Origin of the sequence: Methylorubrum podarium (assembly GCF_040270385.1) — a bacterium.
Lineage (GTDB): Bacteria > Pseudomonadota > Alphaproteobacteria > Rhizobiales > Beijerinckiaceae > Methylobacterium > Methylobacterium podarium.
The window spans coordinates 1-15,510 of sequence record NZ_JBELQE010000096.1 but is presented as its reverse complement, the minus strand read 5'-3'; the positions used below and the strand labels follow the sequence as shown (position 1 = coordinate 15,510).

Below are 15,510 nucleotides of genomic sequence, written 5' to 3'. Positions count from 1 at the left end.
CGCCCCCGATAAGGCGCGTTGACAAGCGGGAAATCGCCTCGCTACGGTCCCGCCGCCCTGACAATCCCATCAAGCGCGGTCAAGCGGGTCCGAGAGCCGTCCGTCAAGTGACGCCGGGACTTCGCAGGAGCGGAGGAAAGCGACAGCCATGAAGGTTCTGGTGCCCGTCAAGCGGGTCGTCGATTACAACGTCAAGATCCGCGTCAAGGCCGACGGGTCGGGCGTGGAACTCGCCAACGTCAAGATGTCGATGAACCCCTTCGACGAGATCGCGGTCGAGGAGGCGATCCGCCTGAAGGAGAAGGGCAAGGTCAGCGAGATCGTCGCCGTCTCGATCGGGCCGCAGCAGGCGCAGGAGACCCTGCGCACCGCGCTGGCCATGGGCGCCGACCGGGCGATCCTGGTCAAGACCGACGTGACTTGCGAGCCGCTCGCCGTCGCCAAGGTGCTGAAGGCGGTGGTGGAGAAGGAGGGCCCGAACCTCGTCATCCTCGGCAAGCAGGCGATCGACGACGACTCGAACCAGACCGGGCAGATGCTCGCGGCGCTTCTCGGCTGGCCGCAGGGCACCTTCGCCTTCAGGGTCGAGTTCGGCGAGGGCGCGATCGACGTGACCCGCGAGGTCGATGGCGGCCTCCAGACCGTCTCGCTCAAGCTGCCGGCGATCGTCACGACCGACCTGCGCCTCAACGAGCCGCGCTACGCGAGCTTGCCCAACATCATGAAGGCGAAGAAGAAGCCGCTGGAGGAGCTGTCTCCCGAGGGGCTCGGCATCGACGTCACGCCGAAGCTGACCGTGCTCAAGGTCGTCGAGCCGCCGGGCCGGCAGGCGGGCGTGAAGGTCGGCTCCGCGGCCGAGCTGGTGCAGAAGCTCAAGGTCGAAGCCGGCGTGCTCTGATCCGGCCCCGATTCGCGCGGCGCCGCTCCCGGCCCCCGGTCGAGCGGCGCGCCTCCCCTCTTTTCGAGAAGTTTCGCCGATGACCACGCTCCTCTACGTCGAGCACGCCAACGGGCAGATCAAGGACGGCACGCTGAAGGCGCTGACCGCCGCCAAGAACCTGGGCGCCCCCATCCACGCCCTGGTGCTCGGCGCCGGTTCGAAGGCGGCAGCCGAGGCGGCGGCCAAGCTCGACGGCATCGAGAAGGTGCTGAACGCCGAGGACGCGGTCTACGACCACGACCTCGCCGAGCCGAGTGCCGCGCTGATCGCCGCGATCGCCGAGCCCTACGACGCGATCGTGGCCGCCGCCACGACCACGGGCAAGAACACCCTGCCGCGCGTGGCCGCGCTCCTCGACGTCGCGCAGATCTCCGACATCATCAAGGTCGTCTCGCCCGACACGTTCGAGCGGCCGATCTATGCCGGCAACGCGATCCAGACCGTGCAGGCCGGCGCGGGGAAGCGGGTCATCACCGTGCGCACCGCCGCCTTCAAGCCGGCGGAGGAAGGCGGCAGCGCCGCCCCGGTCGAGGCGGTCTCGGCCGCGGCCCCCGACGCGCTGGGCGCCGCCTACAAGTCGGAGGAGATCGCCAAGTCCGACCGGCCGGAGCTGGCCTCGGCCAAGTTCATCGTCTCCGGCGGCCGCTCGCTCGGCTCGGCGGAGAAGTTCAAGGAGCTGATCGAGCCGCTGGCCGACGCGCTGGGCGCCGCGGTCGGCGCCTCCCGCGCGGCGGTGGACGCCGGCTACGCCCCGAACGACTGGCAGGTCGGCCAGACCGGCAAGGTGGTGGCGCCCGACCTCTACGTGGCGGTCGGCATCTCCGGCGCGATCCAGCACCTGGCCGGCATGAAGGACTCGAAGGTCATCGTCGCCGTCAACAAGGACGAGGACGCGCCGATCTTCCAGGTGGCGGATTACGGACTGGTCGGCGACCTGTTTCAGGTCGTGCCGGACTTGCAGGCCGAGATCGCGAAGGCCAAGGATCGGTGACGCATCGGTAGACGGATCGGCAGCGCGCTTCACGACACCGTCGGACCGCCTCGAGCGCCTGCGGCTCGAGGCCGGTTTGACGCTTTTGTTGCAGTGCCGCATTCTAGGGATGCGGTCGAGAGGACGATGCCGCAGCAGGTAGGACGCGATACGGGTATGGGCATCGAGATCAAGACGGTCGGCATCGTCGGTGCCGGCCAGATGGGGAACGGCATCGCGCATGTCTGCGCGGCGTCGGGCCTCGACGTCCGGCTGAACGACCGCGATCCCGAGCGGATCGAGGCCGGGCTCGCGCTCATCGACGCGAACCTCACGCGGCAGGTCCAGAAGGGCACGCTGAACGACGAGCAGCGCCGCAGCGCCCTGGCCCGCATCGCGGCGGCGCGCAGCTTCGACGACCTCGGCGCCTGCGATCTCGTCATCGAGGCCGCGACCGAGGACGAGGCGACCAAGCGCAAGATCTTCCAGGCGCTCTGCTCGTCGCTCAAGCCCGACGCCCTGGTCGCGACCAACACCTCGTCGATCTCGATCACCCGGCTCGCGGCCTCGACCGACCGGCCGGACCGCTTCATCGGCATCCACTTCATGAACCCGGTGCCGGTGATGCAGCTCGTCGAGCTCATCCGCGGCATCGCCACCGAGGATCCGACCTACGAATCGGCCAAGGCCTTCATCGCCAAGCTCGGCAAGACTTCGACCATGTCGGAAGATTTTCCGGCCTTCATCGTCAACCGCATCCTGCTGCCGATGATCAACGAGGCGATCTACACGCTCTACGAGGGCGTCGGCTCGGTCGAATCGATCGACACCGCGATGCGGCTCGGCGCCAACCACCCGATGGGCCCGCTGCAGCTCGCCGACTTCATCGGCCTCGATACCTGCCTTTCGGTGATGCAGGTGCTCTACGAGGGGCTGGCCGACTCGAAGTACCGGCCCTGCCCGCTGCTGGTGAAATACGTCGAGGCGGGCTGGCTCGGCCGCAAGACCAAGCGCGGCTTCTACGACTATCGCGGCGAGACGCCGATCCCGACGCGCTGAAGCGCGACACCCCCGCATGAAAAAGCCGCCCGCGACGAGGTCGCGGGCGGCTTTTTCATGGAATTCGGCGTTCGGGCCTTACTGAGCCGACTTCTGCGCCGGCTGAGGATAGGCCGGGTTCTCGGTCGGCACGTTGCCGCTGTTGGAGGACGGGGCCTTGTTGACGGAACCCGTCGTCATCTCGCGGGCCGATTCCTGGCTCTTGCCGGCATGGTCGGCGGGCGACTCGGCCCGGTTCCAGCTCAGCAGGCCGACGGTGGCGACCGCCAGCAGGGCGAGGCTCGCCACCAGCACGTACAGGACCGGCTTGCCCTTCGCACCCTGGCGGGCATCGGTCTGGTTCTCGATCTGGGCCATGAAGCTCCCTCTCTTCCGCCCGACGAAAGGGGCGGCGTCAGCATCGGTTATGCTTGGCCAACGCCGGTCCGGCTTCGAGAGTTCCTGCCGCGAACCGTCGCCTCAGCGGCCCGTCGTGAGCAGGATCTTGCCCGTGTGGCTGCTCGTCTCCATCAGCTCGTGGGCCTTGCGCGCCTCCTCCAGGGGGAAGGTGGCGTGGACGACGGGCCGGATCGTGCCCGCCTCGACCAGCGGCCAGACGTCCCGCTTCAGCCCCTCGGCGATGGCGGCCTTGGCCTCCTTGGCCTGGGCGCGCAGGGTCGCGCCGGTGAGGGTCAGGCGCTTGAGCATGATCGGGGTCAGCGTCAGGCTCTCGGCCTTGTAGCCCTGCATGAAGGCGATCTGGACGAGGCGGCCCTCCACCGCGAGCGAGGCGATGTTCTTCTGGAGGTAAGCGGCGCCGACCATGTCGAGGATGACGTCGACGCCCTTCCCGTCGGTGAGGCGCTTCACCTCCTCGGCGAAATCCGCCTCGCGGTAGTTGATGGCCGCGTCCGCGCCGAGTTCCTCGCAGAACCGGCACTTCTCGGCCGAGCCGGCGGTGGTGAGGACGCGGGCGCCGTGCTGCTTGGCGATCTGGATCGCGGTGGTGCCGATGCCGCTCGACCCGCCATGGACCAGGAAGGTCTCGCCCTTCTGCAGCCGCCCGCGCTGGATCACCGTGGAATAGACGGTGAAGACCGTCTCCGGCAGGCCGGCCGCCTCCACCAGCGAGAGCGGTCCGGGCCGCTTCAGCACCTGCCCCGCCTCGGCGACGGCGAACTCGGCGTAGCCGCCGCTGATGACCAGCGCGCAGACCTCGTCGCCCACGGCGAAGCCCGTGACGCCCTCGCCCAACGCCGCGATCCGTCCAGAGATCTCGAGGCCGGGGATCTCGGTCGCGCCCTTGGGCGGCGGGTAGCTGCCCTGGCGCTGCATGATGTCGGGCCGGTTCACCCCCGCGGCGACCACCTCCACCAGCACCTGCCCCGCCGCGGGCTTCGGCAGCGGCACGGTCTCGACCGCGATCACCTCCGGGCCGCCCGCGCCGGTGAAGCGGATCTGGCGCATGGTCTCGGGCAGGTTCTTTGGCATGGGGCTTCCTCGGCTCACGCGGCGGATGGGTCGCTCGTACGCCCGGCTCAGATGGCGCATGGGACGGGGCGCGTCGAGGCGTGAACCGCCTCCGTCATCGCGAGCGAATGCGAAGCGATCCAGCAGCGGGACCTTTTCCGAAAGGGCAGGGCCCTGGATCGCTTCGGCTCGGCCTCGCGATGACGCCGGTCGAGACGTACCAGCCAACCGAATACCGGGTTGAAACGCAAAAAAATCAGCGCGTGCCGTACATCCGGTCGCCCGCGTCGCCGAGGCCCGGCACGATGTAGCCGTGGTCGTTGAGATGGCTGTCGATCGCCGCGGTCCAGACCGGCACGTCGGGATGGGCCGCCTGGAAGCGGGCGATGCCCTCGGGCGCGGCGAGCAGGCAGACGAAGCGGAGATCCTTCGCGCCCCGGCTCTTCAGCCGCTCCACCGCCGCGACCGCGGAATTGGCGGTGGCGAGCATGGGGTCGAGCACCAGCACCGTGCGGTCGGCCAGATCCGACGGGCTCTTGAAATAGTACTCCACCGCCTGGAGCGTCTCGGGGTCGCGGTAGAGCCCGACATGGGCGACGCGGGCCGAGGGCATCAGCGAGAGCATGCCGTCGAGGAAGCCGACGCCGGCGCGCAGGATCGGGGCGAGCACGAGCTTCTTGCCGGCGATCCGGCGCCCCTCCATCGCCTGGATCGGCGTCTGGATGGTGACCGGTTCGAGCGGCAGGTCGCGGGTGACCTCGTAGGCGAGCAGCATGCCGATCTCGTTGAGGAGTTCGCGAAACCCCTTCGTCGAGCGCTCGACGTCGCGCATCATCGTGAGCTTGTGCTGGACGAGCGGGTGATCGACCACCGTCACCCGCGCCGTGCCGCCGCTCTCCGCCTGCATCGATGCCGTCCCCATGTCTGTCGCGATCCGGATCCCACGATGCCACGGTGGGCGGAGGAAGCCGAGGTCGTCGGCTGATTTTCCAATTCGTTCCCGCCGCGGTGATGATGCGCGTCGATCCGGCCGGGCCATCTCTTAACCCGAATCGACAACTTGTAAGTGCGTTGGTTGCCGCTTAGCTTGCCTCCCAGAGTTCAAGAGCAGAAGTTCCGGGGAGGAAGACCGTTATGGCGGGTCAGCCGGGGGCGGTTCTCTATGGTCGCGCCATGCCGGCCCAAAATGCGAGGCAATGGGATCACACCTATGTCGCCAGTTCCTGCGGACTCAGGTGGGGCTGCTTCGGCCGCCACCAGGGAGGCCGCGAAGTCTGCCGCGGGCCGGGGGATTCATCGATTGCGGACTGCCTATCAAAACCCGGTTCGACGACGGGTCTCATCTACGGAGTCACGGGCGTCTGCCATCAGGCCGCGAACTGGATCCTCGGTCCGGCCAATATCTTGGTGACGAGCGCGCGCGGCTACGCGCTTTCGGTCTTCACCTACGGCACTTATGGAAAGAACAGGCGGCATCCGTCGTTCAGTCCTTGCTATGGGTCCGGCGGCAACGCCGACCGGCCGCCGGATGCAGGCGGAACGGGCGGCACGTATCTGGCATTCCGGGTCGGCGCCCACGGCGTCGGAGCCGATCCGGCAGCATCGGAGACGGACGCAATGTTGGACGTTTACCACCCTGAACGGGTTGCCGAACTTCGCGCACTGATCGAGGCGGCGCCGGGTGTCGCGGTCAGCCAGACGACCTTCGAGCGTCTCCTCGCAGTTCGAAGCCAACTATGGGAGGAGCAGTCGCACCTCGCCGGCCTTCTTGAGCAGCGGCAGATGGACGAGGACGAGTTCCTGGCAGAGATGAGTCGGACCCAGCACGCCGCAATGATGGAGTGCCGTTCGATTCTCGGTGACGATTTCATCCGCGTCTTCGGAGAAGCCGGGCTGGAACCCGAACACCTCATCGATCGGGAGATCTTCCTCGAGCAGCATAACAGCCCGGACCCGTATCAGGCACCGTCTCCTGTCGGCAGATAAGGCGACGGATGCCGGTCGCGTGTCGCCTCGGCGAGACGCCATTCGACGATGCCATGGGGGATGGCGGAAGCCGAGACGCGCGGGCCGTTTCCCCGGTCGCGTGGCTCAATCGAGAATCGGCGGCGATTTCAGCACCAGCACCGCCCGCTCCGGCAGGTCGACGGTGCCGCCGGCCCGGACCGGCGGACGCGTCCCGTCGGGGACCGCGCCGGTGGCGAGGGTGGTGTCGAAGACCGGGCGCCAGGGGCCGCCGAGATCCGGGGGCAGCGTGAACGGGCAGGGCTCGGACGCCGCGTTCATGAGGATGAGGACGCGCTCCGAGCCCTCGATGTCGTTGCTCATCTGCATGCCGAAGGCGCGGCGCTCGCCGTCGCCCCAGGCGGAATCGTCCATCTCGGTGCCGTCGGGGGAGAGCCAGTGCACGTCCTTCAGGGCGCTCTCGCCGACGCGGCTGCCAAGAAGGAAATGGCGCCGCCGCAGGGAGCGGCAGACCCGGCGCAGGGCGGCGAGGTTCGCCACGAAATCGGTGAGCGTCGGATCGGGATCGGTCTCCCAATCCATCCAGCTCAGGGCGTTGTCCTGGCAATAGGCGTTGTTGTTGCCCCTCTGCGAGCGTGAGCGCTCGTCGCCCATCAGCAGCATCGGCACGCCCTGTGCGAAGAACACGCAGGCCAGCATGTTGCGCTTCTGGCGGGCGCGAAGGCTGAGGATGCGGGCATCGTCGGTCGGTCCCTCGACGCCGTAATTGGCCGAGAGGTTGTGGCCGTGGCCGTCGCGGTTCTCCTCGCCGTTGGCGGCGTTGTGCTTCTCGGCGTAGGCGACCACGTCGGCCAGCGTGAAGCCGTCATGCGAGGCGACGAAGTTGATGCTGGCGAGCGGCGAGCGGCCGGACGGCAGAAAAATCTCGCGCGAGCCCGAGAGCCCCTGCGTGAGCTTGGCGAGCGTGCCGGAATCGCCCCGCCAGAAGCCGCGGAGATTGTCCCGGAACTGGTCGTTCCACTCGCTCCAGCCGTAAGGGTAGCCGCCGAGCTGGTAGCCGCCCCCGCCGATGTCCCAGGGCTCGGCGATGAGCTTGACCCGCGAGAGGACGGGATCCTGCTGCACCGCCTGGAAGAAGGCGGCCTGGGGCGAGAAGTCGCTCGGGGTGCGGCCGAGGCTGGTGGCGAGATCGAAGCGGAAGCCCGCCACGCCGTAGGCGGTCACCCAGTGGCGCAGGGAATCAAGCACCATGCGCATCACCCGCGGATGGGCGACGTTCAGGGTGTTGCCGCAGCCGGTGCAATCGACGTTGCGGCGCAGGTTGTCGGGGTCGAGCTTGTAGTAGCTCGCGTTGTCGATGCCGCGGAAGGCCAGCGTCGGCCCGAGATGGTCGCCCTCCGCCGTGTGGTTGTAGACCACGTCGATCAGGGTCTCGATGCCGGCCGAGGCCAGTTCGCGGATGGCGAAGCGCAGCCCGCTCGCCCCGCCCTCGCCGAGATAGCGCGGCTCCGGGGCGAAGTAGTTGTAGGGCTGGTAGCCCCAGAAATTGACGAGGCCCTTGTCCACGAGGAAGCGGTCGTCGGCGAACGCCTGGATCGGCAGGAGTTCGAGGGCGGTGACGCCGAGCCTCAAGAGGTGCTCGATGATCGCCGGGTGGGCGAGGCCGAGATAGGTGCCGCGCTCCGCCTCCGAGAGCGCCGGATGCGTCTGGGTCAGCGCCTTGACGTGGGCCTCGTAGATCACCGTCTCGTGGAGCGGCCGCGCGGCGGGCAGGCTGACGGGATCGGGCGTCTCGGGGCGGGTGACCACGCCGCGGGGCAGGAAGGGGGCGCTGTCGCGCCGGTCGATCTGGTCTTCGCGGGCGCCGCCGTGGCGGTGGCTGTAGAGCGCGTCGTGCCAGCGGATGCGGCCGGCGATCTCGCGGGCATAGGGGTCGATGACGAGCTTGGCCGGGTTGAAGCGGTGGCCGGCGGCCGGGTCCCACGGGCCGAACACCCGGTAGGCGTAGAGCTGGCCCGGCAGCAGGCCGTGCAGGTAGCCGTGGAAGACGTCGTCGGTCCGGCAGGGCAGGCGGATCGTGCGCGATTCCTGACGCGCGCCCGGCTCGAACAGGCAGAGGTCGACCCGGGTCGCGTTCTGCGAGAAGAGGGCGAAGTTGACGCCGCGGCCGTCGAAATGCGCGCCGAGCGGCGTCGGCAGGCCCTCCTCGATGACGATCATTCCGGTCCTTCGTGAAGCGGGCTCTTTTGGTCGGTGGCCCGTCAGAGCGCGATGACCCCATTCATCTCCTCATCCTGAGGTGCCGCGCAAGCGGCCTCGAAGGATCCTCCGGACATCGCTCGTGCGAACCGGAGGATCCATCGAGGCCTGCGCTCCGCTCCGGCACCTCGGGATGAGGACGAGATCTGGAGGAAACCCGGTCGGTCGTGCGGTGCGCGAACCCTACTCCGCCGCCGCCGCCGTGGTCGGCGGCTCGCGCTCGACGGTGCGGAAGGTCTCCAGCTCCGTCATGAAGCAGCGCGCCCACCAATCGACGTCCTCGCGCAGCATGCGCTCCGCCATCGGCTTCCAGCGCTCCAGGCGCTCGCCGCGGGGCATGTAGAGCGCCTGCCGGATCGCCTCGGCGACCTCGAAGCGGTCGTACGGGTTGACGAGCAGCGCCTCCGGGAGCTGCCGGGCGGCGCCGGCGAACTTGGAGAGGACGAGGACGCCGGGATCCTCCTCGCTCTGGGCGACGACGTATTCCTTGGCGACCAGGTTCATGCCGTCGCGCATCGGCGTGACGAGGCCGACGCGGGCCGCGCGGTAGAGCCCCGCGAGGACGGGCCGCGGATAGGCCTTAGTGACGTACTGGATCGGCGTCCAGGCCGGCTCGCCGAGCATGCCGTTGATGTCGCCGACCTTCTCGTTCACCTCGCGGGCGAGCTGCTCGTATTCCGGCACCTCGCTGCGGGATTTCGGGGTGATCTGGATGTAGACGACGTTGCCGCGCTGGTCCGGGTTCGAGGCGAAGAAGCGGTCCACCGCCTCCATCCGCTCCGGCACGCCCTTCGAGTAGTCGAGCCGGTCGACGCCGATCAGCAGCTTGCGGGTGCGAAGCCCCGCCATGGTCTCGCGCACCACCTTGTTGGAGCCAGCCTTGTCGGCGGCCTCCTTGAAGCTGGCGACGTCGATGCCGATGGGGAAGGAACGGATCCGGGTGCGCCGCCCGTCCACCATCATCGAGCCGCCGCCGAGGGGGATCGCGCGCATCGTGTCGATGAAGTTGCGCGAGAGGTTCTGCACGTCCGAATCGGTCTGGAGGCCGATCAGGTCGTAATCGGCCATGGCGCGCAGCAACTCGCTGCTCGCCGGCAGGGTGTTGAACACGTCCGCCGCCGGCCACGGGATGTGGTGGAAGTAGCCGATCGGGTTGGCGATGCCCTGGCCGCGCAGCTCGCTCGCCAGCGGCAGCAGGTGGTAATCGTGCACCCAGATCAGGTCGTCGGGCTCGACCAGCTTGGCGAGCGCCTGGGCGAAGGTCTGGTTGACGCGCTGGTAGCCGGCATAATCCGAGCGGGAGAAGGTCCCCAGCCCGATCCGGTAATGCATGATCGGCCAGAGCGCCCGGTTGGCGAAACCGGCGTAGTACTCGCGATGGTCTTGCGGCGAGAGGTCGAGGACGGCGTACTGGATCGGCCCGCGGTCGATCAGTTCCGGCTCGGTGCTCGGGTTGTCGCAGATGTTGCCGCTCCAGCCGAACCACAGCCCCTCGTAGGAGGAGAAGGCTTCCTTGACCGCGACGGCGAGGCCCCCGGCGGAGACCGCGTCCTTGCCCTCGGCGGGCACGGCGACACGGTTGGAGACAATGATCAGACGTGCCACGAACCCGGCTCCGGTCCTCGCTGGGGCCGGCACGTCGGGCGCGCCGGCCTAAGGGTCTTGAGGGTCTTGCGTCTGTGGGAAAACGCGCGGAAGCGGAGCGCGATCCGTCGAAGGGCAGCCAAGCGCATCCCCTCCCGCGGGTCAAGCGGGCGGCCCGTCGATGTCACCGCTGTTCCGTCCCGCATCCGCCCGCCCGGCTCCCGCGTCTGCCCGCGTCGATACCCGCGCTTCCGGCAGTGCAGCAGAGCCGCCGCCACCATGCAAGGGCGAAGCTGAACGGGTGCTGACATCCGGCCCCGGAACGGAACGCGTCCAGGACCCGCCATCGACGGAGACATCACCATGGGAGCGACGGTGCTTCCTCGCTTTTTCTTCTTACGCGGGAACCCTCTCCATTCGGCAGGGGCCGTGCGGAAGGGGCTCTGAAAACGGAACTCCGCGAGGCAGCCAACGGTTCTCCGGCCGAGTTCATCACGGATCGACGCGCATCCGCACCGGTCCACCAAGCCTACCCGGAGACACGCCCATGACATCGTCCGCGTCCCCAGATCCCGTCGGCGGCGCCAAACCGGCCAACACCAAGCCGGCCGAGACCAAGGCCGATCTGGAGGATCTGCGCCACGACGTGGAGGACACCGCGAGCCTCGCGGCCGAGCGCAGCAAGGGCCTCGCCGCCGCCGCGCGCCAGCAGGCCCTCGCCTATGTCGACGACCGCAAGGGCGAGGCCGCCCGCTCCGTCTCGGACCTCGCCAAGTCCCTGCGCGATTCGGGCCAGACCTTCGACGACCGCCCCAACATCCGCGCCTTCTTCGACAGCGCGGCGGAGGGTCTCGACGACCTCGCCGGCTCGATCGAGCGGCGCAGCCTCGACGACTTCTACCGCGAGGCGGAGGCCTATGCCCGCCGCTCCCCGGTGACGGTCGCGGTGGGCGCCTTCGCCGCGGGCTTCCTGCTGTCGCGCTTCGTCAAGGCGTCGGGCGAGGCGGAGGCGGACCGCGGGTTGGATCGCCGCACGGGCCGCGCCTACGACGGCTACCGGGCCTGAGGGGACGACGCCATGGCAAGCCCCAATCCCCCACCACCTCCGCCCTCTTCCTCGATCCAGTCCCTCGTCGCCGATGCCCTGCGCGAGGCGAGCGAGCTTGCCAGCAAGGAGATCGCCCTCTTCCGCACGGAGATGACGAACAACGTCCGCTCGCTGTTCATCGGTCTCGCGATGATGGTGCTGGCGGCGGTGTTCGCGGTCACGGCGATGCTGGTGCTGATCGGCGCCCTGGTGAAGTTCGTCGCGACGCTGGTCGGGTCCGAGTGGCTGGCGGCGCTGCTCGTGGGCGGCGGCATGCTGCTCGTGGCGGTGATCCTCGGCGTCATCGGCGCCCGGGCGATGTCGCTGTCGAATCTCGCGCCGACCCGGACCTCGCGGCAGGTCCGGCAGGATGCCCGCGCGCTGACGGAAAGGGTTTCGGGATGAGCGAATCGATCTCGGACCTGGAGAAGGACATCGAGCAGAGCCGCGCGCGGCTCGACGAGACGATCGACCGGATCCAGGGACGCCTCAACGCGTCGAGCCTCGTCGACGAGATGCTCGGCTCGGCCCGGCAGACGCCCTACAGCGGCTTCTACGACGACGCCCTGCTGGCGGTGCGGCGCAATCCCCTGCCGGTGCTGCTGATCGCGGCCGGCGTCGGCCTGCTGCTGAACGGCATGCGGACCGTCCGCCGCCCGACCACCCGCGCCGTGGTCCCGGTGGCGGCCAAGCCCGTCACGGTCACGGGCGCCGACCGCACCTACGACCCCGACGCCCCCGGCGGGCGTCCCCTCCACGACCTGCCGCCCGAGCGGCAGGTCTGAGACACCACGTCCGAGCCTCACGGGCCGCGCGCGAATCCCCGCGCCGCCGGCCGGAAGACAAGGGAGTCGATCATGAGCCAAGGCCCGAACCATCAAGGCCCGGTCACCACGCCGCCCACCGGCGCGCCGGTGGAGACCCTGCCCGAGAACATCGCCGCCCGGTCCGGCATGCCCCGCGAGGGCAGCGTCGATCACAGCCTGCACGACATCTCCGACCGGGCGACGGCGCAGGGCCGCGAGGCCAATGCCCGCCTCCAGGCCGGAATACAGGACAAGGCCGAAGAGGCGCGGGACAGCGCGCGCAACCTCCGCGACCAGGCGGCGGACCGGGCCTCCGAGCTCAAGAACCGGGTGAGTGAGGCGGCCGACGCCGCCCGCAATCAGGCCAGCGACACGGTCCGCTCGGTACGTGAGCGCGCGGGCGAGACCTACGAGGATGCCCGCTCCTGGGCCGAGGACCGCTACGAGACGCATCGCCGGCGCGCGGCCGACCTCGCCGATCGCGGCACCCGCCGCCTGCACGAGGGCCGCACCGCCACCGAGCAGTTCGTCTCCGAGAACCCGCTCCTCGTCGGCGTCGTCGGCCTCGCCGCCGGCCTGCTGCTCGGCGCGCTCCTGCCGCGCACCCGCCAGGAGGACCGGGCGCTCGGCCCCTACGCCGACGACCTGCGCGACCAGGGCATCCGCTACGCCCGCGACCTGACCCATCGCGGCCGCGCCTTCGTCGAGACGGCGCTCGATCCCGAGAACCTCGACGCGGCGGTCAAGCGTGCGAACGCGCCGGGCGGCCAGCCGGGTGGTCCGGCCACCGGCCAAGCGGCTGGCCAAGCGACCGGCCAAGCGACCGGCCCGCGGCCGGACTTCGACCCGACCGAGCGGACGGCGCACCGTCTGTAAGGGACATCACCGGATCTTCCCCTCTCCCCGCGTGCGGGGAGAGGCCGGCCTGCACCCTGTCGTGCAGGCCGGAAGCGGAGGCGAAGCCGGAGCGAGGGTGAGGGGGCGGCTCAGGAAGAGTCTTCTTCGGCCAAGCCCCTCACCTTCGGCTGCCGCCTTGCTTTGCCGACGACGAGGTCGGCAAAGCCCTCTCCCCGCACGGCGGGGAGAGGGGATGCGCTCGAGCGGATCGATGACTTAAGGACGTATCACCCGAAATGCCGGGCGAGCGTCTCGCGGACCGTTTCGACCATCCGCTCCACCGGCACCGAGACCTGCGCGGGGCGGGCGGCCTTCCACTCGGCGTTGCTGGCGATGGCCTCGGCGGCGCGGGCGCCCTCGATCAGGTCCTTGATCTGGACCTCGCCGGCCTCGCGCTCGTTGGAGCCCTGGATCACCACCGCGGGCGCGCGGCGGCGGTCGGCATATTTCATCTGCGCCTTCATCCCGGCCGCACCGAGATAGAGCTCGGCCCGGATGTTTTCCGCCCGCAGCCGCGCGACCAGCGCCTGATACTCGGCGATGTTCTCGCGATCCAGAACCAGCACGACGACGGGACCGGGCTTGGCCGCGCCGTCCACCAGCGGGCTCTTGGTCAGCCGCAGGGCCGAGAACAGCCGCGAGACGCCGATGGAGAAGCCGGTCGCGGGCACCGGCTCGGAGCGGAAGCGGCCGACGAGGCCGTCGTAGCGCCCGCCGCCCGCCACCGAGCCGAAGCGGACGGTCTGGCCGTCCTCGTTGGTGACCGGGAAGGTCAGCTCCGCCTCGTAGACCGGGCCGGTATAGTATTCGAGCCCGCGCACCACGGAGGGGTCGGCCCGCACGCGGTCGCGGCCGTAGCCCGCCGCCTCGCACAGCCGCATGATGGCGTGGAGTTCGGCGATGCCCTCGCGGCCGGTCTCCGAATCGCCGACCACCGCGTGCCAGGAGCCGAAGAACTTTTCCCAGAACGCCATCCGGTCGGCGCCGTCGTGCGGGCTCGCCTCGAAGCCGACATAGGCCAGGATGCGCTCGATGGCCTCGTCGGCGAGGCCGGCGCCCTTGGTGAAGTCGCCGCTCTCGTCCTTGCGGCCGGGGCCGAGCAGCAGGCGCACGCCGTCCGCGCCGAGACGGTCGAGCTTGTCGATGGCGCGCAGCACGGTGAGGCGCTGGCCGGCCTTGTCGGGGCCGGCGAGGCCGATCGCCTCCATCACGCCGTCGAGCACCTTGCGGTTGTTGACCTTGACCACGTACTGGCCCGCGAGCCCGAGCCGCTCCAGCGTGTCGGCCATCAGCATGCAGGTCTCGGCATCCGCCGCGACGCTCCCTGCGCCGACGATGTCGGCATCGAACTGCATGAACTGGCGGAACCGGCCCGGCCCCGGCTTCTCGTTGCGGAAGACGTAGCCCGCCCGGTAGCTGCGATAGGGTTTGGCCAGGGCGTCGAAGTTCTCCGCCACGTGGCGGGCGAGCGGCGCCGTCAGGTCGTAGCGGAGCGAGAGCCACTGCTCGTCGTCGTCCTGGAACGAGAAGACGCCCTCGTTCGGCCGGTCGAGGTCGGGCAGGAATTTGCCGAGCGCCTCGGTGTACTCGACGAAGGGGGTCTCCAGCGCCTCGAAGCCGTAGAGATCGAAGGTCTGCTGGATCGTGTCCAGCATGCGCCCCTGGGCCAGGATGTCGGCCTCGGTGCGGTCGGGAAAGCCGCGCGGCAAGCGGGGTTTCAGGGTGTCGGCCTTGGCCATGTCGTCGCCGATCGGAGCGGTTCTTTGAAGGGAAGCCCGGCTCTATCGCAGGCGGCCGTGAGGCGGCAACCCGAGGAGATGTGGAACCGAGGCGATCACCCGAAGCCGCGTGAGCGGCTTCGCGGCGCGAACAGCGCCGCGCGGAGCGTGCCTCGGCTCCGCCGAGGCGTCGAGCGGAGCGACAGCCTAAGCCCGCGGAGGCGGGCGCCGGCGACTGAGGCCGGCAAAAGCCAGGGTGGCCCTGGCGTCAGAACAGCCGGCTGCCGTCCGGCACCGGCTGGTCGGGGGCGAACAGCACGACGGCGCCGGCCGCGTCGGCGAAGCCGAGGGTCAGCACCTCGGAGAGGAACTTTCCGATCTGGCGCGGCGGAAAGTTCACCACCGCCGCGACCTGCCGGCCGACCAGGGCGTCGGGCGCGTAGTGCTCGGTGATCTGCGCGCTGGAGCGCTTGGTGCCGATCACCGGCCCGAAATCGATGACGAGCTTGATCGCGGGCTTGCGCGCCTCGGGGAAGGGCTCGGCCGAGACGACGGTGCCCACGCGGATGTCGACGGCGAGGAAGGCGTCGAACCCGATCGTCTCGGATTCGGGGGCGGTGGGGTCGTGGCGGACGTGCATGGGCCGATGGAGAGCGTGGCGGGAAGGGGGTGCAGCCTTCTACGAAAGCCGACGGCGTTCTCCAATCCAACCCTTCATTCGGTTTCCGGTCGATCGCCTCGGTCAGAGCATGGCTCGTCCCCTCCCCCTTGTGGGG

General features: G+C 69.5%; 15 protein-coding genes. 8 read left to right on the top strand and 7 right to left on the bottom strand.

From position 1 onward, the window contains the following. The first annotated feature begins 148 nt into the window (after window positions 1-148). From ABS772_RS19235 to ABS772_RS19225, 3 genes are all read left to right on the top strand, one after another. Window positions 149-898, top strand: a complete 750-nt coding sequence (locus tag ABS772_RS19235; RefSeq protein ID WP_238255192.1) for an electron transfer flavoprotein subunit beta/FixA family protein — start codon at window positions 149-151, stop codon at window positions 896-898. Between the two features lie 79 nt (window positions 899-977). Beyond that, a complete protein-coding gene (locus ABS772_RS19230; protein ID WP_238257459.1) occupies window positions 978-1,931 on the top strand; it encodes an electron transfer flavoprotein subunit alpha/FixB family protein in 954 nt (317 codons plus the stop codon). A gap of 156 nt (window positions 1,932-2,087) precedes the next feature. After that, window positions 2,088-2,969, top strand: a complete 882-nt coding sequence (locus ABS772_RS19225; protein WP_350396414.1) for a 3-hydroxybutyryl-CoA dehydrogenase — start codon at window positions 2,088-2,090, stop codon at window positions 2,967-2,969. A 78-nt stretch (window positions 2,970-3,047) separates the two neighbouring features. On the opposite strand, the gene ABS772_RS19220 is transcribed toward ABS772_RS19225, so the two are convergent. The 3 genes from ABS772_RS19220 to upp all read right to left on the bottom strand — a co-directional run bounded on the left by ABS772_RS19220 (window position 3,048) and on the right by upp (window position 5,325). Further along, window positions 3,048-3,326, bottom strand: a complete 279-nt coding sequence (locus ABS772_RS19220; protein WP_238255001.1) for a hypothetical protein — start codon at window positions 3,324-3,326, stop codon at window positions 3,048-3,050. Between the two features lie 102 nt (window positions 3,327-3,428). Further along, entirely contained in the window at window positions 3,429-4,439 is a 1,011-nt protein-coding gene (locus ABS772_RS19215; protein WP_350396406.1) for an NAD(P)H-quinone oxidoreductase, read from the bottom strand. 235 nt (window positions 4,440-4,674) lie between these two features. Further along, the gene (gene upp / locus ABS772_RS19210; RefSeq protein ID WP_238255019.1) at window positions 4,675-5,325 is read right to left on the bottom strand and encodes a uracil phosphoribosyltransferase; all 651 of its coding nucleotides are present in this window, start codon (window positions 5,323-5,325) and stop codon (window positions 4,675-4,677) included. Between the two features lie 227 nt (window positions 5,326-5,552). On the opposite strand from upp, the gene ABS772_RS19205 reads away from it, so the two are divergent. Continuing rightward, complete coding sequence (locus ABS772_RS19205; protein WP_238255003.1) at window positions 5,553-6,404, top strand: hypothetical protein; 852 nt, start codon at window positions 5,553-5,555, stop codon at window positions 6,402-6,404. Between the two features lie 105 nt (window positions 6,405-6,509). Here ABS772_RS19205 and glgX read toward each other — a convergent pair whose 3' ends face one another. Next, the gene (glgX, locus tag ABS772_RS19200; protein ID WP_238255004.1) at window positions 6,510-8,603 is read right to left on the bottom strand and encodes a glycogen debranching protein GlgX; all 2,094 of its coding nucleotides are present in this window, start codon (window positions 8,601-8,603) and stop codon (window positions 6,510-6,512) included. Between the two features lie 222 nt (window positions 8,604-8,825). Next, window positions 8,826-10,247: an alpha,alpha-trehalose-phosphate synthase (UDP-forming) gene (locus ABS772_RS19195; protein WP_350396405.1), complete on the bottom strand. Its 1,422-nt coding sequence runs from the start codon at window positions 10,245-10,247 to the stop codon at window positions 8,826-8,828. A 526-nt stretch (window positions 10,248-10,773) separates the two neighbouring features. On the opposite strand from ABS772_RS19195, the gene ABS772_RS19190 reads away from it, so the two are divergent. The 4 genes from ABS772_RS19190 to ABS772_RS19175 all read left to right on the top strand — a co-directional run bounded on the left by ABS772_RS19190 (window position 10,774) and on the right by ABS772_RS19175 (window position 12,995). Then, complete coding sequence (locus tag ABS772_RS19190; protein ID WP_350396404.1) at window positions 10,774-11,292, top strand: hypothetical protein; 519 nt, start codon at window positions 10,774-10,776, stop codon at window positions 11,290-11,292. Window positions 11,293-11,304: 12 nt separating this feature from the next. Beyond that, on the top strand, window positions 11,305-11,718 hold the full coding sequence (locus ABS772_RS19185) for a phage holin family protein (protein ID WP_238255007.1): 414 nt from the start codon (window positions 11,305-11,307) through the stop codon (window positions 11,716-11,718). Beyond that, window positions 11,715-12,098: a DUF3618 domain-containing protein gene (locus tag ABS772_RS19180; protein ID WP_238255008.1), complete on the top strand. Its 384-nt coding sequence runs from the start codon at window positions 11,715-11,717 to the stop codon at window positions 12,096-12,098. Before ABS772_RS19185 ends, ABS772_RS19180 begins: the two co-directional genes overlap by 4 nt. 72 nt (window positions 12,099-12,170) lie before the next feature. Then, the gene (locus ABS772_RS19175) at window positions 12,171-12,995 is read left to right on the top strand and encodes a hypothetical protein (protein WP_350396402.1); all 825 of its coding nucleotides are present in this window, start codon (window positions 12,171-12,173) and stop codon (window positions 12,993-12,995) included. Between the two features lie 248 nt (window positions 12,996-13,243). Here ABS772_RS19175 and hisS read toward each other — a convergent pair whose 3' ends face one another. Together hisS and ABS772_RS19165 are read right to left on the bottom strand one after the other, a co-directional pair. Further along, window positions 13,244-14,755 carry a histidine--tRNA ligase gene (hisS, locus tag ABS772_RS19170; RefSeq protein ID WP_350396401.1) on the bottom strand — a complete coding sequence of 504 codons (1,512 nt, stop codon included), beginning with the start codon at window positions 14,753-14,755 and terminating at the stop codon, window positions 13,244-13,246. Between the two features lie 247 nt (window positions 14,756-15,002). Next, window positions 15,003-15,374, bottom strand: a complete 372-nt coding sequence (locus ABS772_RS19165) for a tRNA-binding protein (RefSeq protein WP_350396400.1) — start codon at window positions 15,372-15,374, stop codon at window positions 15,003-15,005. Between the last annotated feature and the right edge of the window lie 136 nt (window positions 15,375-15,510).